This is a genomic window from Enterovirga sp. (genome assembly GCF_028290205.1).
Classification (GTDB): Bacteria; Pseudomonadota; Alphaproteobacteria; order Rhizobiales; family Beijerinckiaceae; genus Enterovirga.
This window is the reverse complement of the sequence record NZ_JAQGKF010000168.1, coordinates 1-21,448: the sequence shown is the minus strand read 5'-3', so window position 1 is coordinate 21,448 and position 21,448 is coordinate 1. Positions and strand designations below refer to the sequence as shown.

23 protein-coding genes are annotated in these 21,448 nt (G+C 70.2%); 7 read left to right on the top strand and 16 right to left on the bottom strand.

All coding sequences use genetic code 11. The annotated features are described in order from the left end of the window. Positions 1–10: 10 nt before the first annotated feature. From JWR86_RS12105 to JWR86_RS12095, 3 genes are all read right to left on the bottom strand, one after another. Positions 11–724, bottom strand: coding sequence for a TIGR02281 family clan AA aspartic protease (locus JWR86_RS12105; protein ID WP_299565644.1), 714 nt, complete (start codon positions 722–724; stop codon positions 11–13). Then, a complete protein-coding gene (locus JWR86_RS12100) occupies positions 721–954 on the bottom strand; it encodes a DUF1289 domain-containing protein (RefSeq protein WP_299565641.1) in 234 nt (77 codons plus the stop codon). Before JWR86_RS12100 ends, JWR86_RS12105 begins: the two co-directional genes overlap by 4 nt. 93 nt (positions 955–1,047) lie before the next feature. After that, a complete protein-coding gene (locus JWR86_RS12095) occupies positions 1,048–2,592 on the bottom strand; it encodes a HAMP domain-containing sensor histidine kinase (protein ID WP_299565741.1) in 1,545 nt (514 codons plus the stop codon). A gap of 106 nt (positions 2,593–2,698) precedes the next feature. Here JWR86_RS12095 and JWR86_RS12090 point away from each other — a divergent pair, with 106 nt between their 5' ends. From JWR86_RS12090 to JWR86_RS12075, 4 genes are all read left to right on the top strand, one after another. Further along, a complete protein-coding gene (locus tag JWR86_RS12090; RefSeq protein ID WP_299565638.1) occupies positions 2,699–3,193 on the top strand; it encodes a thermonuclease family protein in 495 nt (164 codons plus the stop codon). Positions 3,194–3,308: 115 nt separating this feature from the next. Further along, the gene (locus JWR86_RS12085) at positions 3,309–3,920 is read left to right on the top strand and encodes a glutathione S-transferase family protein (protein WP_299565635.1); all 612 of its coding nucleotides are present in this window, start codon (positions 3,309–3,311) and stop codon (positions 3,918–3,920) included. A gap of 1 nt (position 3,921) precedes the next feature. After that, complete coding sequence (locus tag JWR86_RS12080; RefSeq protein ID WP_299565632.1) at positions 3,922–4,665, top strand: MBL fold metallo-hydrolase; 744 nt, start codon at positions 3,922–3,924, stop codon at positions 4,663–4,665. After that, positions 4,640–5,290, top strand: coding sequence for a uracil-DNA glycosylase family protein (locus tag JWR86_RS12075; protein ID WP_299565629.1), 651 nt, complete (start codon positions 4,640–4,642; stop codon positions 5,288–5,290). The genes JWR86_RS12080 and JWR86_RS12075 overlap by 26 nt, the downstream gene beginning before the upstream one ends. Positions 5,291–5,304: 14 nt before the next feature. Here JWR86_RS12075 and JWR86_RS12070 read toward each other — a convergent pair whose 3' ends face one another. Beyond that, the gene (locus JWR86_RS12070) at positions 5,305–6,135 is read right to left on the bottom strand and encodes an ATP-binding protein (protein ID WP_299565738.1); all 831 of its coding nucleotides are present in this window, start codon (positions 6,133–6,135) and stop codon (positions 5,305–5,307) included. 273 nt (positions 6,136–6,408) lie between these two features. On the opposite strand from JWR86_RS12070, the gene JWR86_RS12065 reads away from it, so the two are divergent. Both JWR86_RS12065 and trmFO read left to right on the top strand, forming a co-directional pair. Next, the gene (locus JWR86_RS12065) at positions 6,409–6,564 is read left to right on the top strand and encodes a DUF1127 domain-containing protein (RefSeq protein ID WP_299565627.1); all 156 of its coding nucleotides are present in this window, start codon (positions 6,409–6,411) and stop codon (positions 6,562–6,564) included. A 104-nt stretch (positions 6,565–6,668) separates the two neighbouring features. Continuing rightward, a complete protein-coding gene (gene trmFO / locus JWR86_RS12060; protein WP_299565624.1) occupies positions 6,669–8,087 on the top strand; it encodes a methylenetetrahydrofolate--tRNA-(uracil(54)-C(5))-methyltransferase (FADH(2)-oxidizing) TrmFO in 1,419 nt (472 codons plus the stop codon). Between the two features lie 3 nt (positions 8,088–8,090). Here the strand turns inward: trmFO and JWR86_RS12055 are convergent, their stop codons facing one another. The 7 genes from JWR86_RS12055 to JWR86_RS12025 form a co-directional block, all read right to left on the bottom strand. Beyond that, entirely contained in the window at positions 8,091–8,948 is an 858-nt protein-coding gene (locus tag JWR86_RS12055) for a phytoene/squalene synthase family protein (protein ID WP_299565621.1), read from the bottom strand. A 52-nt stretch (positions 8,949–9,000) separates the two neighbouring features. Beyond that, positions 9,001–9,381: an Mth938-like domain-containing protein gene (locus JWR86_RS12050; RefSeq protein ID WP_299565618.1), complete on the bottom strand. Its 381-nt coding sequence runs from the start codon at positions 9,379–9,381 to the stop codon at positions 9,001–9,003. Beyond that, a complete protein-coding gene (secF, locus tag JWR86_RS12045) occupies positions 9,378–10,283 on the bottom strand; it encodes a protein translocase subunit SecF (protein WP_299565735.1) in 906 nt (301 codons plus the stop codon). The genes JWR86_RS12050 and secF overlap by 4 nt, the downstream gene beginning before the upstream one ends. A 70-nt stretch (positions 10,284–10,353) precedes the next feature. After that, complete coding sequence (gene secD, locus JWR86_RS12040) at positions 10,354–11,961, bottom strand: protein translocase subunit SecD (protein WP_299565615.1); 1,608 nt, start codon at positions 11,959–11,961, stop codon at positions 10,354–10,356. Between the two features lie 39 nt (positions 11,962–12,000). Continuing rightward, on the bottom strand, positions 12,001–12,291 hold the full coding sequence (gene yajC / locus JWR86_RS12035) for a preprotein translocase subunit YajC (RefSeq protein ID WP_299565731.1): 291 nt from the start codon (positions 12,289–12,291) through the stop codon (positions 12,001–12,003). Between the two features lie 147 nt (positions 12,292–12,438). Beyond that, the gene (locus JWR86_RS12030) at positions 12,439–13,692 is read right to left on the bottom strand and encodes a glycosyltransferase family 4 protein (RefSeq protein ID WP_299565612.1); all 1,254 of its coding nucleotides are present in this window, start codon (positions 13,690–13,692) and stop codon (positions 12,439–12,441) included. Positions 13,693–13,773: 81 nt separating this feature from the next. Next, positions 13,774–14,160 (bottom strand): DUF2267 domain-containing protein, encoded by a 387-nt coding sequence (locus JWR86_RS12025; RefSeq protein ID WP_299565611.1) that lies wholly within the window; start codon positions 14,158–14,160, stop codon positions 13,774–13,776. A 97-nt stretch (positions 14,161–14,257) separates the two neighbouring features. Here JWR86_RS12025 and JWR86_RS12020 point away from each other — a divergent pair, with 97 nt between their 5' ends. Beyond that, the gene (locus JWR86_RS12020; RefSeq protein ID WP_299565609.1) at positions 14,258–15,925 is read left to right on the top strand and encodes a helicase HerA-like domain-containing protein; all 1,668 of its coding nucleotides are present in this window, start codon (positions 14,258–14,260) and stop codon (positions 15,923–15,925) included. A gap of 19 nt (positions 15,926–15,944) precedes the next feature. On the opposite strand, the gene araD is transcribed toward JWR86_RS12020, so the two are convergent. From araD to JWR86_RS11995, 5 genes are all read right to left on the bottom strand, one after another. After that, a complete protein-coding gene (araD, locus tag JWR86_RS12015) occupies positions 15,945–17,672 on the bottom strand; it encodes an L-arabinonate dehydratase (RefSeq protein WP_299565607.1) in 1,728 nt (575 codons plus the stop codon). Positions 17,673–17,705: 33 nt separating this feature from the next. Continuing rightward, positions 17,706–18,422, bottom strand: coding sequence for a ribonuclease activity regulator RraA (locus JWR86_RS12010; protein ID WP_299565604.1), 717 nt, complete (start codon positions 18,420–18,422; stop codon positions 17,706–17,708). 163 nt (positions 18,423–18,585) lie between these two features. After that, the gene (locus tag JWR86_RS12005; protein ID WP_299565601.1) at positions 18,586–19,755 is read right to left on the bottom strand and encodes an ABC transporter substrate-binding protein; all 1,170 of its coding nucleotides are present in this window, start codon (positions 19,753–19,755) and stop codon (positions 18,586–18,588) included. A gap of 140 nt (positions 19,756–19,895) precedes the next feature. Beyond that, positions 19,896–20,603: an ABC transporter ATP-binding protein gene (locus tag JWR86_RS12000; protein WP_299565599.1), complete on the bottom strand. Its 708-nt coding sequence runs from the start codon at positions 20,601–20,603 to the stop codon at positions 19,896–19,898. Continuing rightward, complete coding sequence (locus tag JWR86_RS11995) at positions 20,590–21,387, bottom strand: ABC transporter ATP-binding protein (RefSeq protein ID WP_299565595.1); 798 nt, start codon at positions 21,385–21,387, stop codon at positions 20,590–20,592. The genes JWR86_RS12000 and JWR86_RS11995 overlap by 14 nt, the downstream gene beginning before the upstream one ends. Positions 21,388–21,448 lie beyond the last annotated feature (61 nt).

Genomic DNA, 21,448 nt, shown 5'->3' with positions numbered 1-21,448 from the left:
CGGCCGGGCCTTATCCCTTTCCGGCCCGAAGCACGAGGCGGTTTCCCCGGACCTCGTAGGATTCGAGCCGGTCGAGCACGGAGGTGCCGAGCAGGTTGCCGTGCAGGAGGCCGCGTCCGCTGACCAGGGCCGGGACGCGCGTCAGCGTGATGGAGCCGATCTCGAGCCGGTCGATCGTGACCTGGGCCGCGAAGGCGCGCCCGTTCGCGGTCTGGACCGGCATGCGGAAGCGCAGCGTGTCGAGGTCGAAGCCGAGCGCCTGCGCGGTTTCGGCGGTGAGCACCAGGGAGGACGCGCCCGTGTCGAAGATAAAGGTGGTGGACCGGCCGTTGATCTCGCCCGGGATCACGAAGCTGCCGTCGCGACGGCGCGTCACGGCGACTTCGCCCGTGCCGGTCACGGAGAGCGCCGGAGCACTGGCCCAGCCGACATCGGCTGCGATCTCGCGCAAACCCGCCAGGGCCGGCTCGCGCTGGACGTAGAGCGCGGCGGCGCCGGCCACGAACACACTCCACATGGTGAGCGCGCCGGCGGCATCACGCCAGCCGGGCCGCGAGCGCTCCACGGCCCAGCCGGTCAGCCACAGCAAAGCTGCGAGCAGTACCAGCAGCCAGGCCGCTTCCCGGACCGGGATCCTGGCAATCTCGGCCGGAGCCGCGGTCGTGCCCAGGACCCAGGCCGCGATTGCGAGGAGGCCGGCACAGGCGGTCGCGGGCCGGATCACAGCCCCGCCCGCCAATTGCCAGGCCCCGCCTCGTCCGGCGCGGACGGGTCGGCCTCGCCATTGGCTGCGTCCAGCCGGGCCTTCAGGCCGGCCATGATCAGCAGCCGCTCGGGTTCGCTGAAGCGCAGCCAGCCGCCGATCTCGTCACGCGTGCGGCCGCAGCCCATGCAGAGCTTCAGCTCGCTGTCGATCAGGCACACGCCGATGCAGGGGGTCGAGATCGCGGTCATGGCCGAGATGTAGGCACAACTCGGCGGTTCCGCATCCCGCACCGCCGACGGGCCGCAGCAGCCTCGCCCGTCAGGGCCGCGGTCGCGTCCCGCTCAGGCCGCCACCTTGGACGTGACCGCCGGGCTCCGCGTCTGGCGCTGAACCACGTCAACGGGGGCCAGCGTGTCCATGACCCGGGCGGCCGGGAAGGTGACGATGACCTCGGTGCCCTCGCGCGGCTTCGAGCGGAGCTGGAAGCCGCCACCATGGAGGTCGGCGAGCCCCTTCACGATGGGCAGGCCAAGCCCGGATCCCTGTTCAGCCGTCTTGATGGCCAGCGAGCCGCGGCCAAAGGACGACATGACGACCGGGATCTCCTCCTCCGGGATGCCCGGGCCGGTGTCCTTGACGCTGACATACTGGCCGCCGGACGAGGTCCAGCCCACCTTGATCACGATCTCGCCGCCGGGCGGCGTGAACTTGATGGCGTTGGACAAGAGGTTCAGCACGATCTGACGCACGGCCCGCTCGTCGGCCCAGAGCCGGGGCAGGGAGGGGTCCATATGCTCCCGCACGGTCTGGTTCTTCGCCTTGGCCCGCAGCGCCAGCATGTGGCGGCATTCGGTGACCACCCAGGCGAGCTTGAGGGCCTCCTCGGCCAGTTCGTAGCGGCCGGCCTCGATGCGCGACAGGTCGAGGATCTCGTTGATCAGCGTCAGCAGATGCTGCCCGCTGCCGTGGATGTCGGCCGAGTATTCCTTGTACGATGGGGATGTATGCGGGCCGAAGACCTCGTTCTGCATGACCTCCGAGAAGCCCAGGATGGCGTTGAGCGGCGTCCGCAACTCGTGGCTCATGGTGGCCAGGAAGCGGGATTTGGCCAGGTTTGCCTCCTCCGCCCGCCGCCGCGCCTCGTCGGAATTCGCCTTCGCCTGCTCGAGCTCGGCGAACATGGCGTCCTTTTCGGCCCGTGACCGGAGGGTCGTGATGGCGCTGGAGAAAAGCCGGTTGGCCAGCACCAGAAAGAACACGAGCGCGCTCGCCGTCATGGCGACCAGCATCGAGGTCGAGAGGTTCTGGGCGGTCAGGAACACGGCCGCGACCGCGAGACCGAGCGGCGCGACCCCGAGATAGACCGCGATCGGAATGGTGGCGGACAGCATCGCGGTCACGGCCGCTACCATCACGGCCACGAAGAGGACGAAGCCGTTCGTGCCGCCGTCGATCTGGGCCAAGGCCTGCACGGCAATGGCCCAGGTCAGGCCGACGACCAGCTCCACCAGGGCGAAACGGTTTCGCCACTCCGGCAGGTCGACGGTGTCGGGGTCGCGCTGGAGGAAGCTGCGGGAGAGGACGAAGCTGAGGCCGAGCGCTGCCAGCACGAGGCCGAGCCAGCAGGCGGCGAGGGGCAAAGCAAACCACAGCGTGGCGACGGCGGCGATGACCACCGCCAGCGCCGACACCACCAGCGTCGAGCCGCCATGGTTCTCGGCGAAGATGCGAACCAGCTCGTAGTCGAAGGTCCGCTCGAGACCGCTGGAGGACGTCAGCTTCTCGCGTGCCGCCCGCATGTCCTGGGCCAGCCGCCGGCGCTGCACGGCGGTCGCCGAGACCGCGTCGCGGCCCCGCTCGACCATCTGCGCCGTGAGCTCGCCCATAGTTACGCAACGCCCTGCCGGGATCACGCCTCCGGCTCCTCCCATCATGGTTCGGAAACGTTAATCCCGTGCTGACGCAACTGCACCGATTCGGGAGGATCAGGGGGTGAGGGGTGGCCGGCGCAGCCTGGACATGGTGCTGGCCCTCGCCTTCGTGGCGGCGCTGGCGGGACTGGCGGTCCTGATGCGCGGAGAGGACGTGTCGGGCCGGGCTCGGGTCGTCGATGGCGACACGCTCGATCTCGGCGGCGTGCGGATCCGCCTCAAGGGCCTGGATGCCCCTGAACTGGCGCAGCTCTGCCATCGCGGCGGGGCTTCCTATCGCTGCGGCGACGTGGCCCGGGATGCGCTCCGCGACCTCGCCCGGCCGGAGATGTCCTGCCGGATCTCCGGAGAGGACCGCTGGCGGCGGTCCCTCGCCGTGTGCCGGGTTGGCGGCGAGGATGTCGGCGCCACGCTGGTGCGCCGCGGCCTCGCGGTCGCCTTTGGCGCCTACGAGGCGGAGGAGCGCCTGGCGCGCGAGCGCCGCGACGGACTCTGGGCAGGGACCTTCGATCGGCCCGCGGCTTGGCGCCGGCAGCACGGAATCGCGGCGCTCTGACCGGCCAAGTGTGCGCGCACACGCGGTCTGCTGCAAAACTCCTTGCAGGCCGGGCGGGCTCGCCCGCATGTCGTGCTCGCGTGGGCGGCCGCGCGCTCAGCGGGAGGTGACGCGCTTGAAACTTTACGACGGGGGCCGCGCGCCCAACCCGCGGCGGGTCAGGATCTTCCTCGCCGAGAAAGGCATCACCGTTCCTCTGGCGGAGGTCGACATCGCCAAGCGCGAGCACAAATCGGCCGCCTTCACGACGCTGAACCCGCTGCAGCGGGTCCCGACCCTGCTGCTCGACGACGGCGCGGTGATCTCCGAATCCATCGCCATCTGCCGCTATTTCGAGGCGGTGCAGCCCGCGCCTGCGCTGTTCGGGCGCTCGGCCCTGGAGCAGGCCAGGGTGGAGATGTGGCAGCGCCGGCTCGAATTCGAGCTTCTGGGCGCGGTCGCGGCCGTGTTCCGCCACACCCACCCGTTCATGGTCGAGCTCGAGGTGCCCCAGGTGGCCGCCTGGGGCGAGGCGAACAGGGCCAAGGTCGAGAGCTTTCTGGGCCTGCTCGACCGCCACCTCGCCGACCACGAATTCGCTGCCGGCGACAGCTTCTCGGTGGCCGACATCACCGGCCTCGTGGCGGTCGACTTCATGCGGCTGCCGAAGTTGCCGATGCCGGCTGGCCTCTACCATGTCCAGAGATGGCACGCGGCCGTGTCCCGGCGGCCGAGCGCGACCGCCTGACATGCGGCTGCGCGTGATCGGCTGCGGCGACGCCTTCGGGTCCGGCGGCCGCGCCAATACCTGCTTCTGGGTGGAATGCGGCGCCACGACCGTGGCCCTCGATTTCGGCGCGACCACGCTGGTCGAGCTGAAGCGCGCCGATCTGGATCACGAGCGGCTGGACGCCATCGTCCTCACCCACCTGCATGGGGACCATTTCGGCGGGCTGCCGTTTCTCCTGCTGGATGCTCAGTTCCAGCGTCGGCGCGAGCGGCCGCTCACCATCGTCGGGCCGGTCGGGACGGAGGAGCGGGTCATGGCCGCGCTCGAGGTGTTTTTTCCGGGTTCCTCCACGCTGCCCTGGCGCTTTCCGCTCGCCTTCGTCGACCTGCCCTGCGGTGAGCCGTTGCGGATTGCGGACCTCACCATCGAGTCGCAGGAAGTCGATCACCCGTCCGGCGCGCCCGCCACCGGCATCAGGATGCAGTGCGGCGGCAAGCTCCTGGCCTTTTCGGGCGACACCGCCTGGACGGAGGCGCTGCTCAGCATCGCGGACGGGGCGGATCTGTTCATCGTCGAGTGCTTCATGCCGGACGGCGACCCCCACGGCCACGGCGCGCTGCAGACGCTCGATGCCAACCGGCGGCACTTCCGGACCGAGCACATCATGCTGACCCATATGAGCCCCGCGATGCTCGGCCGCATCGACGAAGCGCGCGCCTGCGGCTTCCTGGTCGCCCATGACGGGCTCGTGCACGACCTCTGAGACCTTCGAATCGCTCGGGACGCGGCTTCTCTGCTGCCGGGTCTGTCGCGAGCGCCCGGCGCGCGGCCCCGCCTTGCCGCACGAGCCGCGGCCGATCTTTCAGGGCAGCGGCAGGGCCCGCCTGCTGATCGCCAGCCCGGCCCCCGGCGTCCGGGCCCATCGCAGCGGCGTGCCGTTCCACGATCCGTCGGGTGCGCGGCTGCGGCACTGGCTCGCCCTGACCGAGTCGCGCTTCTACGATCCGGACCGCGTCGCGATCGTGCCCATGGGCTTCTGCTTTCCGGGTCACGACCGTCAGGGGGGCGATCTGCCGCCCCGTCGGGAATGCGCGCCGCTCTGGCGGGCCCCGATGCTCGCGGCCCTGCCGCGCCTGGACCTCGTGCTGTTGATTGGCCTGCACGCCCAGCGTTGGCATCTCGGCGGCGCCGGCAGCCTGACGGGCACGGTCACGCGCTGGCGGGAGATCCTGGCCGAGCCCCGCCGGCCCCGGTTGCTGCCGCTGCCACACCCGTCCTGGCGCAATTCGAGCTGGCTCAAGCGCCATCCCTGGTTCGAGGCGGAACTCCTGCCGGTGCTGCGGGCCGAGGTCGCCGCCCTGACCGGCTCACCCGGCCCGAGCGGGTGAGCCGGCGGCCTGGCTCAGGTCAGGGCGCGGCCCTGCCGTCCGGCCACGTCCTGGATGAACTGCCAGGCTGTCCGGCCTGAGCGAGCGCCGCGCGTGGTGGCCCATTCCAGCGCCTGCGCCCGGAGCACCGCGCGGTCCTGGTCCAGCCCGAACCGGGCCGAATAGCCGAACACCATCTCCAGGTACTCGTCCTGGCTGCATTTGTGGAAGCCGAGCCAGAGTCCGAACCGGTCCGAGAGCGACACCTTCTCCTCGACTGCCTCGCCCGGGTTGATCGCGGTCGAGCGCTCGTTGTCCATCATGTCGCGGGGCAGGAGGTGGCGGCGGTTGGAGGTCGCGTAGAAGACCACGTTCTCCGGCCGGCCCTCAATGCCGCCTTCGAGCACGGCCTTGAGCGACTTGTACGAGGTGTCGTCCCCGTCAAAGGACAGGTCGTCGCAGAACACGATGAAGCGGTGCGGGTCGTCCCGCACGATGCTCATCAGCTCCGGCAGGCTCTCGATGTCCTCGCGGTGGATCTCGACAAGCTTCAGCGGTCGGTCGGTGCGCTCCGGCGCCGCGTTCACTTCCGCATGGACGGCCTTCACCAGGGACGACTTGCCCATGCCGCGCGCCCCCCACAGGAGGGCGTTGTTGGCGGGCAGCCCGCGCGCGAACCGCTCCGTGTTCTCCACCAGCGTGTCCCGCATGCGGTCGATGCCCCGGAGCAGGCTCATCTCGACGCGGTTCACCTTGGGCACGGGCGAGAGCCGCCCCGCCGCGGGCTGCCACACGAAGGCGTCGGCGGCCCCGATCTGGACATCCTTGCGGGCGGGCGGCGAGCCGCGTTCGAGGGCTTCGGCGATGCGGAGCAGGAGGTCTCGGATGTCGTCGGCAGCAGGGGTCACGTTCGCCTCGTCATTGTGTGGGGACGGGATAGCGGGTCGGCGTTCTGTCCGTCCACTGCGAAGCTTAGCGTGCGCTGGTTGCATGCACTTCTGTGATGCAGGTCATGAATCTGATTCATCATTCCGTGACTGCATACCTGTCAGCGCTCCACTGCCCTGACCGGAGGTCCGTGGGCCCTTTATATGCAGTGCAGCAAGGAAGCGGTGCTGTCGGCACCGGGGAAGAGAGAGATGTTCACGTCCCTTATTCTGGCCAGGATCAAGGCCTATCTCGCCTATCGCGAGACCGTCCGCGAGCTGTCGCGGCTCACGGACCGCGAGCTCGACGACATCGGCGTGGCGCGCTTCGAGATCGAAGGGCTGGCCCGCACCCGTTCGATCGGCTGAGAGCCTGGTCCAACGCTCGGCTGACCGAGAGCGCCCGCCCCTGTGGCGGGCGTTTTCGTGTCTGGAGCTTGCCGCGGGGCAGGACGATCCGCTAACGCCGAGGGATGGCTGACCCGATCCACATCGTCGGCGGCGGGCTCGCCGGATCCGAGGCGGCCTGGCAGGCGGCTCAGGCCGGCGTGCCTGTGGTGCTGCACGAGATGCGGCCCGTCCGCACCACCGACGCGCACAAGACCTCCGGTTTGGCCGAGCTTGTCTGCTCGAACTCCTTTCGGTCGGACGACGCCTCCACCAATGCGGTCGGATTGCTGCATCAGGAGATGCGCCGTCTCGGCTCGCTCGTGATGCGGGAGGCCGATCGCCATCAGGTGCCGGCCGGCGGGGCCCTCGCGGTCGATCGGGACGGGTTCTCGGACGCCGTCACGGCCGCGCTCGAGGCGCATCCCCTGGTTCGGATCGAGCGCGAGGAGATGACCGGGCTGCCGCCCGAGAGCTGGGGCCCGACCGTGATCGCCACCGGCCCGCTCACCTCCCCGGCGCTGGCGGCTGCGGTCCAGGCCCTCACGGGTGAGGGCGAACTCGCCTTCTTCGACGCCATCGCGCCGATCGTGCATCGCGACACGATCGACATGGACGTGGCCTGGTTCCAGTCGCGCTACGACCGGGCCGGCCCCGGCGGCACCGGAGCCGACTACATCAACTGCCCGCTCGATCGGGACGGCTACCATGCCTTCATCGAGGCGCTGGTCGCCGGCGACAAGACCTCGTTCAAGGAATGGGAGAGCTCGACTCCCTATTTCGACGGCTGCCTGCCCATCGAGGTGATGGCGGAGCGCGGACCGGAGACCCTGCGCTGGGGCCCGATGAAGCCGGTCGGCCTCACGAACCAGCACCGCCCCGGCGAGAAGCCCTACGCGGTTGTGCAGCTTCGGCAGGACAACGCCCTCGGCACCCTGTTCAACATGGTGGGGTTCCAGACCAAGCTGAAACACGGCGAGCAGGTGCGCATCTTCCGCACCATCCCGGGCCTGGAGGGCGCCGAGTTCGCCCGCCTCGGCGGCCTGCACCGCAACACCTATCTGAATTCGCCGAAGCTGCTGGACGGGGAGCTCAGGCTCCGGGTGCGGCCGCAGCTCCGCTTTGCCGGCCAGATCACGGGCTGCGAGGGCTATGTCGAAAGCGCCGCCGTGGGCCTCATGGCAGGCCGTTTCGCGGCTGCGGAACGGGGTGGGCCGGCTCTCACCTTGCCGCCCGCCACCACCGCGCTCGGCGCGCTGATCCGACATATCACGGGCGGGCACATCCTGGCGGAGGAGGAATCCTCGACCGAGACGCCGCGCTCGTTCCAGCCGATGAACGTCAATTTCGGGCTGTTTCCGCCCCTCGAGCGCGCCCCCAAGGCGCCGGACGGCAAGCGCCTGCGCGGCTCGGACAAGGCGGTCGCCCGCAAGCGGGCCTTCACCGACCGGGCGCGGGCGGATCTTGAGAGCTGGCTCCTCCCGTCGGCGGCCGCCGCCCCGTAGGAGCTAGCCCCGCGCCGCCCACCACATCGAGGCGAGCCGGCGCCACGCCGGGCGCTCGGGCGAGGAGGCGAGGGGATCGGGCGCGCGCTCCAGCGCGGCGAGGTCGCCCGGCACCAGGGCGGCCGGCAGGAAGGCCGTCCGGATCGCCGGCGGCAGGTCGGGCCGCAGCTCGGCGAAGCGGGCATGGTGGGTCCGGGCCAGCATCCGCATCTCGGCCAGCGCGGCCAGGACGCCGGGTCCGCCGCGGCCGCGCACCACGTCGTCCCGGGTGGCGCCGTGGCGCTGGAGGATGTCGGCCGGCAGATACAGTCTGCCCTGACGGGCCTGCCAGGGCAGGGCCCGCAGAAGCCCGGTCAGGCCATAGGCCACGCCAGCATGGCCAGCGGCCTCGGCGCCGCCGGGATCCTGACCGTCGGCCAGAACGAGCGAGGCGAGTCGGATCAGCGCCGACGAGGTCTCGCCGAGATAGCCTTCGAGATCGCCGACGCTCGGCATCGGGTCGTCGTAGAGGTCGAACACCCGGGCATCGATGAGGTCCACCAGCGCCTGACGGGGCAGGGCGAAGCGCCCGATCGTGTCTTCCAGCGCTGCTGCGACCGGGTTCGCGCCGACATCGCCGCGTCCGAGCCCTTCCACCGCGTCGCGCCACCATTGCAGGCGAATCTCGCCCGGCATGGGGGCCGAGATCGCGTCCCGCACTCGCGCCACCTCGGCCGAGAAGGCGTAGAGGGCGAAGAGATGCGGCCGCTTGTCGGCGGGGGCCAGGAGCGCCGACCAGTAGCGGTCGCGGTCCTGCTCGCGCACCAGCGCCGCGCAATGCCCGTAGGCGGCGTCGCGCCCGAGCGCCGGTTCCGCCGCCACGGCTAGCGACGCTCCGCGGGTTTGTCCCGCCGGCCGGGGCAGGGCTGCGCCCTCATGCGACGGCGATCAGGGCGGCGGCGACGCGCCGGTTCTCGGCCAGCAGGACGTTGTAGGTCCGGGCGGCCGCACCCGTGGCCATGGTGTCGACGGAGATGCCGCGCTCCCGAAAGGGCAGCCGCAGCCGCTCGGGCAGGATGGCGATCTCGGGCCCGGTGCCGATCAGCAGGAACTCCACGTCGTCGGCGTCGAGGACGGGCCGGAGCGAGGCCCGGTCGATGCCGGCCGCGCTCTCCACCGGCCAGGCCGAAATGCCGGAGGGCAGGATCAGGATCGAGCCGCGATGCGACATCCCGCCGAAGCGGAACCCGCCACGGCCGTAGCTGTCGATCAGGTGGCGGCCGGGAACGAAGCCGGCCGGCGCCGGGTCCGTCACTCGGCCGGTTGCGCGGCTGCGGCGCCCGTCGCGCCGGCGGGAACGCGCTGGCCCGACCGCACGCCGATATAGATCAGCACCGGGGAGGAGATCAGAATTGCCGAATAGGTGCAGATGAAGACGCCGGCCAGCATCACCTGGGCGAAGCCCTCGATCGCCCGCCCGCCGAACACCACGAGCGCCAGCAGCGACAGGATGGTGGTCATGGACGTGATGGCGGTGCGCGACATCGTGGTGTTGATGGACAGGTTCAACAGCTCGATGGTCGGCATGGTCTTGTAGCGGCGCAGCAGTTCGCGCGTGCGGTCGAACACCACCACCGTCTCGTTCAGCGAATAGCCGACGATGGTCAGGATCGCGGCGATCGAGGTCATGTTGAACTCGTGCCGGGTGATCACGAAGAAGCCGATCGTCAAGACGATGTCGTGCAGAGTCCCGATGATCGCCGCCACCGCGAGCTCGCGCTCGAACCGGAACCAGAGATAGGCCAGCACGGCCAGGACCGACAGGATGACGCCGATCGTGCCGGACTGGACCAGCTCGCCGGATACCCGGGGCCCGACGGTCTCGACCCGCTCGAAATTATAGGCTCCCCCGAACTCGCCGCGGGCCTTCTCCACCACCACGCCCTGCGCGGCCTCGCCGCCGGGCTGGATCGGGAAGCGCAACGAGACGCCCCCCTCGGCCCCGAATTCCTGCACCTCGACCTCGCCGAAGCCGAAGGAGTCCGCCTTGGTGCGCACGGCCGCGATCGCGGAGGGCCCCTTCTCCTTGGGCTGCATCTCGATGAGCGTGCCGCCCTTGAAGTCGACGCCGTAGTTCAGCCCCATGGTCAGGAAGGTGAACACGATGGCGATCGACAGCGCGGCCGAGAGCGGGAACGACAGATGTCGCAGCCGCATGAAGTCGAACCGGCTCTCGTCGGGCCAGAGGCGCAGCGGATAGAGGCGCTGGAGGATCACGGTCGGGCTCTCAGAACGGGATCGCCTTGGGGCGGGCCCAATGGTACCAAATGGCGATCATCATCCGGGTGAGCGTGACGGCCGTGATCACGGTGGTCAGGATCCCGAGAATGAAGACCACGGCGAAGCCCCGCACCGGCCCCGACCCCATGAAGAACAGGATCACGGCGGCGATCGCCATGGTCGAGTTCGAATCGATGATGGTCGCGAAGGCGCGGTCGAATCCCGCCTGGATGGCCGAGATCACGGAGCGGCCGGCTTTCGCCTCCTCGCGGATGCGCTCGTAGATCAGCACGTTGGAATCGACCGCCGTGCCGATGGTCAGCACGATGCCGGCGATGCCGGGCAGCGTCAGCGTCGCTTCCATGACCGACATGAGGCCGAAGATCAGGCCGACATGGACCAGGAGGGCGATGTTGGCGATGAAGCCGAACACCCCGTAGGTCGCGAACATGTACAGGATCACGAAGATGCCGGCGTAGATCGTCGCGAGCTTGCCGGCCTCGATCGAGTCGGCGCCGAGGCCCGGCCCGACCGTGCGGCGCTCGACGATGGTCAGCTTGGCCGGCAAGGCGCCCGAGCGAAGCAGCACGGCGAGATCGTTCGCGTCCTGGACCGAGAAGCGGCCCGAGATCTGGCCGGCCCCGCCGGTGATCGGCTGCAGGATGCGGGGCGACGAGATCACCTCGTTGTCCAGCACGATGGCGAGCGGTCGCCCGACATTCTGCGTCGTCGCCTCGCCGAAGGCCTGCGCGCCCTTCAGGCTGAAGCGAAAGTTGACGATCGGCTCATTGGTGCGGGAATCGAAACCGGGCGACGCATCGGTCAGCTCCGAGCCGCTGACGATGACGCGGCGCTCCACCGGGACGCGGGCCCCGCCCTGGTCGCGGGAGGGCAGAAGCTCGGTGTCGGTCGAGCCGGTGTCGCCGAGAAGACGGAATTCCAGCTTCGCGGTCCGGCCAAGCAGGGCCTCGAGGCGGCTCGGATCCTGCAGACCCGGCACCTGCACCAGGATGCGGTCGGTGCCCTGGCGTTGGATCGAGGGCTCGACGGTGCCGGTCGAATCGATGCGGCGGCGGATCACCTCGATGGCCTGCTCGACGGCCCGGCGGGTCCGATCGGTGATTCCGGCTTCGCTGAAGAGAAGCTGGATCAGCCCGTTCGGGTTCTCCGTGATCTCCAGCGTGCGGGCGCCGGTGGGCCCCAGGATGGCGTTGTTGATGGGTTGGGAGAGCTCACGCAGCTTGGGCATCAGCCGGGCCCGGGCAGTCGCGTCCGTGACCCGGATCTGCACGCCGCGCGGCGTGAGCTGAATGCCGCCTTCGGGCGTGATCCCGACCTCGCGCAGCGAACGCCGCACGTCGTCGCGCAGCGTCAGGCTCTGGCCGCGCAGGAGGTCGGCCTGGTCTACCTCCAGCAGGAGGTGCGATCCGCCCTGCAGGTCGAGGCCGAGCACGATGGCCCGGCTCGGCACGAGCCAGGCCGGAACCCAGCTCGGCACCGAGGCCACGAAGGCCTGGCGCTGCTCGCGGCTGAACAGGCTCGGCGCGCCGAGCAGCACGCCGGCGAGCAGAAACCCCAGCGTCAGGAGGACTTTGGTTCGGGAGAAGCGCAGCATTCTCTCGCCTTCGCGCGTTGCCGGGACGGGCCCGTGGCCTCAGGTCTTGACCGGCTCGCCCTTGCTGCGGACCTCGGCGATCATGCCCCGCATGAGCTTGACCCTGACGCCGTCGGCGATCTCCATCTCGATCTCCGGGTCGTCCGTCACCTTGGTGACGCGGCCCAGAATACCGCCGGAGCTGACGACCGTGTCGCCGCGCCGCACGGACTTGATCATGTCCTGATGCTGCTTCGCACGGCGCTGCTGCGGCCGGATGATCAGGAACCACATGATCACGAAGACAAGAATGAACGGCACGAATTGCACGATCATGTCCGTGCTCGGCATGCCGGGCACGGCCTGGGCGTAAGCGGGGGTGATCAACGGGATCTCCATACATAAAGCCCGCGCGGCCGCGGCGCGGGAGGCCGGCTGCGGCCGGATCGGGTGCTTATAGGGTGAGGGGGGGTGAATTCAAAGGCGGCAACGCGGCCCTCAGCCGGCCTTGCCGATGGCGGCCCGCCGGGGCGCCCCGTGCGGGCCCGGGGCTTCGGTGCGCCGGCGGTCCAGCGCGTCCTCGAACAGGGCTTCATAGTCCCGGATGACGCGGGCCGGATCGAGCCGGGAGAGCCTTGCCGCAAAGGAATCCGGCTCGAGCCGGAGGTCGGCCCGGTCGGCCAGTCTCGCGGCCAGCACCCGGGCGAGGTCGCCGGCCGAGCCCGCCTCGAACAGCCAGCCGGTCCGCCCCTCGTCGATCTGTTCCGGGATGCCGCCGGCCCGGGCGCCCAGCACCGGGACGCCGTGCATGAAGGATTCGAACACGACCCGGGGCTGCGGGTCGGGCCACAGCGAGGGCACGACCGAGATGTCGAGTTTGGGGAAGACCGCCTCGGCTCGGCTCCAGCCCAGGAAGCGCACGCCCGCCGGCGCGGCCGCCTGGAGGGCCGCCAGGTAGGACGGATCGCCCGTGCCGGCGATGTCCAGGGTCCAGCCCCCCGGGGCCAGCCTCCGGGCGGCCTCGACCAGGAGATGAGCCCCCTTGTCCGGAATGAGACGGCCGAAATAGCCGATGCGCAGCGGCCCGTTCGGGTCGGGGCGGGGCCGCGGCCGGATGGCTAGCCCGGTGAAGATGTTGGGCAGCACCGCCGGGCGAGCGGTCGGAAAGAAGCCCCAGTCGACATGGCGCTGAAGCGTGAATCGGCTCACGCCCACCACCGTGTCGACAAGGGCCGACAGGCGCTTGCGCGGCCTCGTCAGCAGCCCGCAGGGCCGGCAGGGCGTGGCGCAGAGACGTCCATCCCTGAACGCGGAGCCGCGCGGGCACATGGTGCCGTATTCGTGCAGGTAGTGGACCACGGGGATGCCGCGCCGGGAGGCCTCGCGCCAGCAGAGCTGCGACAGCCCGACCAGCACGTGCGTGTTGACGAGGTCGGGGCGTTCACGGTCGAGGATGCGCCCGAAGGCGCGCGCCTTCCAGGGATTGGCGCCGTCGAGCCCGTGCCAGGCGAGGCGCAGCGCCGCAGGCCGCTGCGGCGCCCCGTCGAAGCCGAAATAGAGGTTGCGGTTCGGCAGCCCGTAGACCCGGACGCCGCCGTCGAGGCTCTCCTCCAGCTCGCGGCCGCCATGGTGGACCACCAGCGACACGGCGTGGCCGCGCGCCGCCAGCGCATGGGCGAGGTCGAGCACGGCGGCCTCCGCCCCACCCTTGATGGCGGAGGGGTGGCCCGTGTTGGCGAGGAGGATGCGCATGGCCCGACGGTCGGGGCTACCAGCCGCCGGTTAGCGCCCCTTTAACCTCTCCTCGCCCGCTGCGCGGCTCGCCAGCGGCCGTCACACGAACTGGCTGAGGCCCGGCACCGAGCCGACGATCGGTCCCATGACGTCCTCGCCGGCCTTTTCGCGGCCATAGGCGAAGAGCTCGCGCCCAAGCGGCTGCATCTGGCCCATGGGAACGCCGGCTGCCATCAGCTTCTGGCCGAGCGCCATGACGCCGCCGCCGCCCAACATGCCCATCAACCCGCCGGCGCTTTCGCCGGGGCCGCCGTCACCGGAGGTTGCCACCGCCTGCTGCGCGCCGGGGATGGCCTCGAACAGCCGGCTCACCTCTTCGGTCGGGCCGTCCTTGGCGAGAAAAGCCAGGATGAGACCGACCGCCTTCTCGACCACGGCCGCGTCGAGCCCGGTCGCCTGGACGATGCGGGAGGTGAGTTCTTCCATGTGCCGCTCCTGGGGCTGAGGCGGTCCGCGTGTAGCCGCCCGGTGGCCGATTGCGTATGACACCGCCCGCGAGGCTGCAAATCAGCGGGGACTGAGGATGGCAGGCGAAGGCAAGGGCGGCGGCATCCCGCGCATCAAGCTGAAGCCCGGCTCCGGCCCGTGGGGAGAGCGGGCCCCGGCCGGCGAGTCCGCGGCCTCGGCCCCGCCCGAGCTGACGCCCCGTGCGGCGGCCGCGCCGCAGGACGGGCGGCTTCTGATCGGCAAGAGCGGCAAGCCCGAATACCTGACGCTGAAGCTCGCCAACCGGCACGGCCTCGTGGCCGGCGCGACCGGCACCGGCAAGACCGTGACCCTGCAGGTTCTGGCCGAGGGGCTGTCCAATGCGGGCGTGTCGGTCTTCGCGGCGGACATCAAGGGCGATCTCTCCGGCGTCGCGGCCCCGGGCCAGGGCAAGGAGGTCTTCGTCAAGCGGGCGGCCGAGATCGGCATCCCGTACCAGCCCGACCGCTTTCCGGTGGTGTTCTGGGACATCTTCGGCGAGCAGGGCCATCCCATCCGGGCCACCGTCACCGAGATGGGCCCGCTGCTGCTGTCGCGGCTTCTCGAGCTGAACGACACGCAGGAGGGCGTGCTCAACATCGCCTTCCGGGTTGCGGACGACAACAACCTCCCGGTTCTCGACCTCAAGGACCTGCGGGCCCTGCTGCAATTCGTCTCCGACCGCTCGGACGACGTGATCCAGCGCTACGGCAACCTCGCCAAGGCCTCGATCGGGGCCATCCAGCGCCAGCTCCTGGTGTTGGAGAACCAGGGTGCGGACAAGTTCCTGGGCGAGCCGGCGCTCGAACTCACGGACTTCATCCGCCAGGACCGCGACGGCCGCGGCGTGATCAACATCCTGGCGGCCGACAAGCTGATGACGCGGCCGCGCCTCTACGCGTCGTTCCTGGTCTGGATGCTGTCGGAGCTGTTTGAGACGCTGCCAGAGGTCGGCGATCTCGACAAGCCGAAGCTCGTCTTCTTCTTCGACGAGGCGCACCTCCTCTTCAACGATGCGCCGAAGCCGCTCTTGGACGCGGTGCAGCAGGTCGTGCGGCTGATCCGCTCCAAGGGGGTCGGGGTGTATTTCGTGACCCAGAACCCGCTCGATGTGCCCGAGGCGGTGCTGGGTCAGCTCGGCAACAAGGTGCAGCACGCGCTGCGGGCCTTCACGCCGCGCGACCAGAAGGCCGTGAGGGCCGCGGCCGAGACGTTCAGGCAGAACCCGACCTTCCGCACCGACGAGGCCATTCTCGAACTCGCGGTCGGCGAGGCCCTCGTTTCCATGCTGGAGCCGGGCGGGGTGCCGTCCGTGGTGGAGCGGACCCGGATCGCGCCGCCGATGGCGCAGGTCGGGCCGCTGACCGAGGCGGAGCGGCGCGAGGTGATGGCCGCGAGCCCGCTGCGCGGCAAGTACGACCAGACCCTCGACCGCGAGAGCGCCTACGAGATGCTGGCCAAGCGCAAGGACATGGGCGCCGAGGCGGCTCAGGGGGCGGCCGAATCGGGCGGGCTCGGCGGCCTGCTGGGCCAGCTCGGCACGGTGCTGGCCGGCGGTGGCGCCGCCTCAGGCAAGGGCGGGCGGGCCAAGATGTCCATGACCGAGCTGGTGATCCGCTCGGCCGCGCAATCCTTTGCCCGGTCCGCCTCGACCCAGATCGCCCGGGAGGCCGGACGGATCATCCGCAACACCCTGGGGGGGGTGTCGGGCGACCGCCGCCGCTGATCCGGCGGCCGGCCGGCCGTTAGTGGATCTCGGGCTCCGGGATCCCGCCCGCGCCTTCCAGGAAGTCGAAGTCGCAACCCTCGTGCGCCTGGCGGACATGCTGGGCGAAGAGCCGGTTGTAGCCGCGCGGATAATCGGGCCGGGGCGGCTTCCAGCTCTCCAGACGCGACGCGATCTCCTCGTCCGAGACGTGCAGGTGCAGGGAGCGGGCCGGCACGTCCACCGTCACGAGGTCGCCATTCCGAACCGCGGCCAGCGGCCCGCCCACCGCCGCCTCGGGTGAGACGTGCAGGATGCAGGCGCCGTAACTCGTGCCCGACATGCGGGCATCCGAGATGCGGACCATGTCGCGCACGCCCTGCTGCAGCAGCTTCTTGGGCAGGGGCAGCATGCCCCATTCCGGCATGCCGGGGCCGCCGATCGGGCCGGCATTGCGCAGGATCAGCACCGTGTCGGCGGTGCAGTCGAGATCGGGGTCGTTCACGGCCGCCGACATCGCGTCGTAATGGTCGAAGACCAGCGCCGGGCCGGTATGCTGCAGCAGCCGCGCCTCGGCGGCCGGCGGTTTGATCACGCAGCCATGCGGCGCGATGTTGCCGTACAGGATGGCGGTGCCGCCCGAGGCGGCGATCGGCTTGTCCAGCGGCCGGATCACGTCGTCGTCATAGACCTTGGCCTCCGCGATGCCCTCGCCGAGGCTGGTGCCCGAGACGGTGCGGGCGTCCAGGTCGAGCAGGTCGCGCAGCCGGTTCATCAGCGCCAGCGTGCCGCCCGCGATGTGGAATTCCTCCATCAGCCAGGCGCCGGACGGCCTCACGTTGGCGATCACCGGGACGCGGCCCGCGACCTCGTCGAACTCGCGCAGATCGAGCTTGATCCCGGCCCGGGCCGCCATCGCCACGAGATGGATCATGGCGTTAGTGGAGCCCGCCAGCGCGTTGTGCACCACGAGCGCGTTCTGGACTGAGCGCCGGTCCAGGATGTCGGAAGGTTTCAGGTCCTCCCAGATCATGTCGACGATGCGCCGCCCGCAGGCCCCGGCCATGCGGGGATGGGCTGCGTCCGCGGCCGGGATCGAGGAGGCGCCGGGCAGCGTCAGGCCCAGCGCCTCGGTGATGATGGTCATGGTGGAGGCCGTGCCCATCGTCATGCAGGTGCCGGCCGAGCGGGCGATCCCGGCCTCCATGTCGTTCCATTGCTGGTTCGTGATGGTGCCGGCTTCCTTCTCGGCCCAGTATTTCCAGACGTCGGAGCCGGACCCCAGGATGGTGCCGCCGAAATGGCCGCGCATCATCGGCCCCGCCGGCATGAACACGAAGGGCAGGTTCATCGAGATCGCGCCCATCACGGTGGCGGGCGTGGTCTTGTCGCAGCCGCCCATCAGCACGGCGCCGTCGACCGGGTGCTGGCGCAGCAACTCCTCGGTCTCGAGCGCGAGCAGATTGCGGTAAAGCATGGTGGTCGGCTTGGTGAAGCTTTCGGACAAGGACAGAGCCGGCAGCTCGACCGGAAAGCCGCCGGCCTGCCAGACGCCGCGCTTCACGTGCTCGACCCGCGCCTTGAAATGCTGGTGGCACGGCTGGAGGTCGGACCACGTGTTGATGATCGCGACGATCGGCTTGCCGAGAAAGTCCTCGCGCTCGTAGCCCATCTGCAGGGCGCGCGAGCGGTGGCCGAAGGAGCGCAGATCGGCCGGGCCGAACCAGCGCTGCGAGCGCAGATCGGCGAGGGCTTTGCGGCTGGTCATGTCACCTCTCCGGCGCTGGACGCGGCGTCCGGCTCACCGCCGGTTCACCTTGCGCCACTCCGCGTACTCCCCGTTCGTCTTCGGGTCCGTCGGCGGGTAGAGGCCGAGAATCGAGCGGCCGTCCAGCACCTTTTCCATGACGAAATCCTCGAAGGCCGTCATCTCGGTCGCCTCGTCGGCAAGCTCCGCCGCGAGGTGGGCCGGCAGGATGACCACGCCCTCGGCATCCCCCACCACCACGTCGCCGGGAAAGACCGGGGCATCGCCGCAGCCGATCGGGACGTTGATGTCGATGGCCTGGTGCAGGGTCAGGTTTGTTGGGGCCGCGGGCCGCTGGTGGTAGGCTGGAATGGCGAGCTCGGCGATCTCCGGCGTGTCCCGGAAGCCGCCGTCCGTGACGACGCCGGCGACGCCCCGCACCATCAGGCGCGAGACCAGGATGGCGCCGGCCGACGCGGCGCGCGCGTCCTGGCGGCTGTCGATCACCAGGACGGCACCGGCCGGGCAATCCTCGACCGCCTTGCGCTGCGGGTGGGCGCGGTCCTGGAACACGGAGATCGGGTTCAGGTCCTCGCGCGCCGGCATGTAGCGCAGGGTGAACGCCTCGCCGACCATGGGCCCGGCGGAGGGATTGATGGGTTGGACGTTCTGGATCCACTGGTTGCGCAGGCCGCGCTTGAACAGGGCCGTGGTCAGGGTCGCGGTGGAGACTTTCTTGAGCTTGTCGCGGGTCGCGGCGGAAAGCGGCATGGGTCCTCCTCGGACGTCGGGTCGGGTCGCGATGCGGCGCCGGGCCGACGCAAGGGCCATCGTTCAAGCATGGCTTCCGGGCCGCTTTGCGGCCCCGGAAGGGCGGATGATCGGATCCCCGGGGGCCGGGCCCGGGGATCTTCGCCGGATCGCTCCGGCGAGGTCAGTTCTGCAGCGCGCCCGTCGCCGCGTCGATCGGCACGATCTTGCCGTCCTTGACGGTGGCCACGAGGAGCTGGGCGTTGGAGCCGCCGCGGGGGTCGACGCCGCCGATCACCGACGGATTGCGGCTCTGCGGCAGGCCCTTGAAGGCGTCCGACAGCTTGGCGTGGATCGCGGCCGCGTCCGCTGTGGTGCCGGCGAGCCGCATGGCGTCGGCGACCGCGTTCAGGGCCGAGTAGTTGAGCGAGGATTCCGAGCCCGGGTCCTTGCTGTAGATCTTGCGGAAGCGGGCCACGAAGTCCTTCGGGCCCGGCCGCGAGTCGAACACGATGGGCAGCGTGCCGATGGAGCCCTCGAGCATCTGGTAGCCGCCCAGCACCGCGGCCATCTCGTCGAGCTTGGCCTGGTCCATCACGATGAACCCGCCCTGGAACCCGAGTTCGCGGGCCTGGCGCACCACCAGGGCGGTCGGCTCGGAGGCGCCGCCCACAAACATCACGTCCGGGCTCGCCGCCGTGATCCGGCTCACGCCCGAGTAGAAATCCGTGTCCTTGTTGTAGGACATCGGGTTCTCGGCCACGACGGTGCCGCCGGCCGTCTTCCAGGCCGGCGCGATCAGCGCCGCCCAGGCCTTGGCGTAGTCGTGATCGGCGCCGCCCATGCCGAGCTTCTTGCCGAAGCGCTCCATCGTGACCTTGATGAAGGGCGTGACGTAGCCGGCAAAGGAGGGCGGGATGCGCAGGGTCAGCTTGTTGCCGCGCTCCGTCATCTGCGGCACGCTCGTATAGGCCGCGACCACGAAACCGTCCTGCTCGTTGAACGCCTGCATGGCGAAGTTGCCGCCCGAATGCGGGCAGAACACCACCGGCGCCTTGTACTGCGCCCGCAGCCGCTTGGCGTTCACGGCCGCTTCCGAGGGCGAATACTTGTCGTCCAGGGCGACGACGTTGATCTTCACCTTCTTGCCGCCGACATCGAGGCCGCCGGCATCGTTGATCTCCTTGGCGGCCATTTCGAGGCCGGTGAGGGTGTTCTTGCCGTAAAGGGCCGCCCCCCCGGAGAGCGGGCCCGTCCAGCCGATGGTCACGCTCTCCTGCTGCGCGCGAGCGGTGCCGGCGGTCAGCGCAAGGCCGGCCGCACCGGCCAGAAGGCTGCGTCGGTTGGTGGTCATTCTCATCCTCCCTGTCGATCTGGTGGTGTCCACTCAGCCTCGTGCCGGGCTGTTCGCGAAGGGGTGTTCGGTGCTCCGCAGGGAACCTGGCCCCCCGCGGTCCGCACCGCCCACGAGACCCGAATGGGATCCGTTCGGGGTCATGCTCCGATATAGGCCCGGCGGATGCGGGCGTCCCCGAGCAATTCGTCGGGACGACCCTCCATGACGATGCGGCCGCTCTCGAGCACATAGGCCCGGCCCGCGATCTGCAGGGCCGCATAGGCGTTCTGCTCGGCCAGGAGCACGGTGGTGCCCGCCCGATTGATGTCCCGAATGGCGGCCATGACCTGCTTGACCACCAGCGGGGCCAGCCCGAGCGTGGGCTCGTCCAGCAACAGCACCTTGGGCCGTCCCATCAGGGCGCGGCCGATCGCGACCATCTGCTGCTGGCCGCCGGACAGCGAGCCGGCCGGGTCGTTGCGCTTGTCCCGAAGGATCGGGAACATGCCGAAGACCCGCTCCAGGATGGGTTTCGAGCCGGCCGGGTCGCCCCGATGCACATAGGCGCCGAGCATCAGGTTCTTCTCGACCGACATGCCCGGGAAGAGCTTGCGGCCCTCCGGGCATTGCACCAGCCCGGCCTCGACGATTTCGGACGGCTTGCGGCCGGCCAGGTCCCTGTCTCCGAGCCGGATGGAGCCGCCGGCGAGGCGGCGCAGGCCGCTGATCGCCAGGAACAGCGACGACTTTCCGGCCCCGTTGGCGCCCAGCATGACGACGAGCTCGCCCGCATCCACATGCAGCGTCACGCCGGACAGGGCCCGGTAGCTGCCGTAATCCAAGGTCGCGTTCTCACACCGGAGCATGCTGATCTCCGGTCGGCTCCGCCACCTGCGGGTGGTCGGCGCCGAGATAGGCCTCGATCACGGCCTCGTTGCGGGAGATCTCGGCCGGCGTGCCCTCGGCGATCTTCTCGCCGTGATCCAGCACCACGATCCGGTCGGCGAGCCCCATCACCATGCCCATCTTGTGCTCGATCAGGCCGACGGTGAGCCCGCTCTCCGCCATCTTGCGGATCAGCGCCGCGAGCCCGACCGTCTCCTCCGGATTTACGCCCCCGGCCGGCTCGTCGAGCAGCACGATGCGGGGATCGGTGGCGAGCGCCAGCGCGAAGGCGACCCGCTTCTTCTCCTCCTGGCTGATGTCGGCGACGACCTGGGAGGCCGCGTGTTCGAGCCCGACGAAGCGCAGGGCCTCCTCGGCCTTGGCCCGGCAGGCGCGCTCGTCGCTCCTGAGGCGTGCCGTGTTCAGCACCACGTCCAGCAGGGTGGAGCGGGTCCGCAGGCGGTGGCCGACGATGAGGTTGTCGAGCACGCTCGCATCCTCAAACAGCGTCGTGGTCTGAAAGGTGCGGGCGAGGCCGAGCAGCGCGACCCGGTCCGGCCGCATGCCGGTGATGTCCTGGCCGTCGAGCCGGATGGTGCCGGCGCTCGGCCGGTAGGTGCCGGCCGCGAGATTGAAGAAGGTCGTCTTGCCGGCCCCATTGGGTCCGATCACGGCCGTGATGCGGCCGCGCTCGAAGGTGGTCGACACGTCCTTCACGGCGGCGAGCCCGCCGAAGCGCTTGGTCAGGCCGAAGACCTCAAGCACGGGCGCTCGCCTCCGGCTGTTCGCCGGGCCCGCCGGACGGCGGCGGGCCGCCCTGGATGGC

What these genes read in the sequence shown, in the direction of transcription:
- secD (WP_299565615.1), bottom strand. Translation starts at nt 11,961, where the DNA reads ATGCTGCGCTTCTCCCGAACCAAAGTCCTCCTGACGCTGGGGTTTCTG.
- secF (WP_299565735.1), bottom strand. Translation starts at nt 10,283, where the DNA reads ATGCGGCTGCGACATCTGTCGTTCCCGCTCTCGGCCGCGCTGTCGATC.
- JWR86_RS12020 (WP_299565609.1), top strand. Translation starts at nt 14,258, where the DNA reads ATGGCAGGCGAAGGCAAGGGCGGCGGCATCCCGCGCATCAAGCTGAAG.
- JWR86_RS12100 (WP_299565641.1), bottom strand. Translation starts at nt 954, where the DNA reads ATGACCGCGATCTCGACCCCCTGCATCGGCGTGTGCCTGATCGACAGC.
- JWR86_RS12030 (WP_299565612.1), bottom strand. Translation starts at nt 13,692, where the DNA reads ATGCGCATCCTCCTCGCCAACACGGGCCACCCCTCCGCCATCAAGGGT.
- JWR86_RS12065 (WP_299565627.1), top strand. Translation starts at nt 6,409, where the DNA reads ATGTTCACGTCCCTTATTCTGGCCAGGATCAAGGCCTATCTCGCCTAT.
- araD (WP_299565607.1), bottom strand. Translation starts at nt 17,672, where the DNA reads ATGACCAGCCGCAAAGCCCTCGCCGATCTGCGCTCGCAGCGCTGGTTC.
- JWR86_RS12025 (WP_299565611.1), bottom strand. Translation starts at nt 14,160, where the DNA reads ATGGAAGAACTCACCTCCCGCATCGTCCAGGCGACCGGGCTCGACGCG.
- JWR86_RS12010 (WP_299565604.1), bottom strand. Translation starts at nt 18,422, where the DNA reads ATGCCGCTTTCCGCCGCGACCCGCGACAAGCTCAAGAAAGTCTCCACC.
- JWR86_RS12005 (WP_299565601.1), bottom strand. Translation starts at nt 19,755, where the DNA reads ATGACCACCAACCGACGCAGCCTTCTGGCCGGTGCGGCCGGCCTTGCG.
- JWR86_RS12080 (WP_299565632.1), top strand. Translation starts at nt 3,922, where the DNA reads ATGCGGCTGCGCGTGATCGGCTGCGGCGACGCCTTCGGGTCCGGCGGC.
- JWR86_RS12095 (WP_299565741.1), bottom strand. Translation starts at nt 2,592, where the DNA reads ATGGGCGAGCTCACGGCGCAGATGGTCGAGCGGGGCCGCGACGCGGTC.
- JWR86_RS12000 (WP_299565599.1), bottom strand. Translation starts at nt 20,603, where the DNA reads ATGCTCCGGTGTGAGAACGCGACCTTGGATTACGGCAGCTACCGGGCC.
- yajC (WP_299565731.1), bottom strand. Translation starts at nt 12,291, where the DNA reads ATGCCGAGCACGGACATGATCGTGCAATTCGTGCCGTTCATTCTTGTC.
- JWR86_RS12075 (WP_299565629.1), top strand. Translation starts at nt 4,640, where the DNA reads ATGACGGGCTCGTGCACGACCTCTGAGACCTTCGAATCGCTCGGGACG.
- trmFO (WP_299565624.1), top strand. Translation starts at nt 6,669, where the DNA reads ATGGCTGACCCGATCCACATCGTCGGCGGCGGGCTCGCCGGATCCGAG.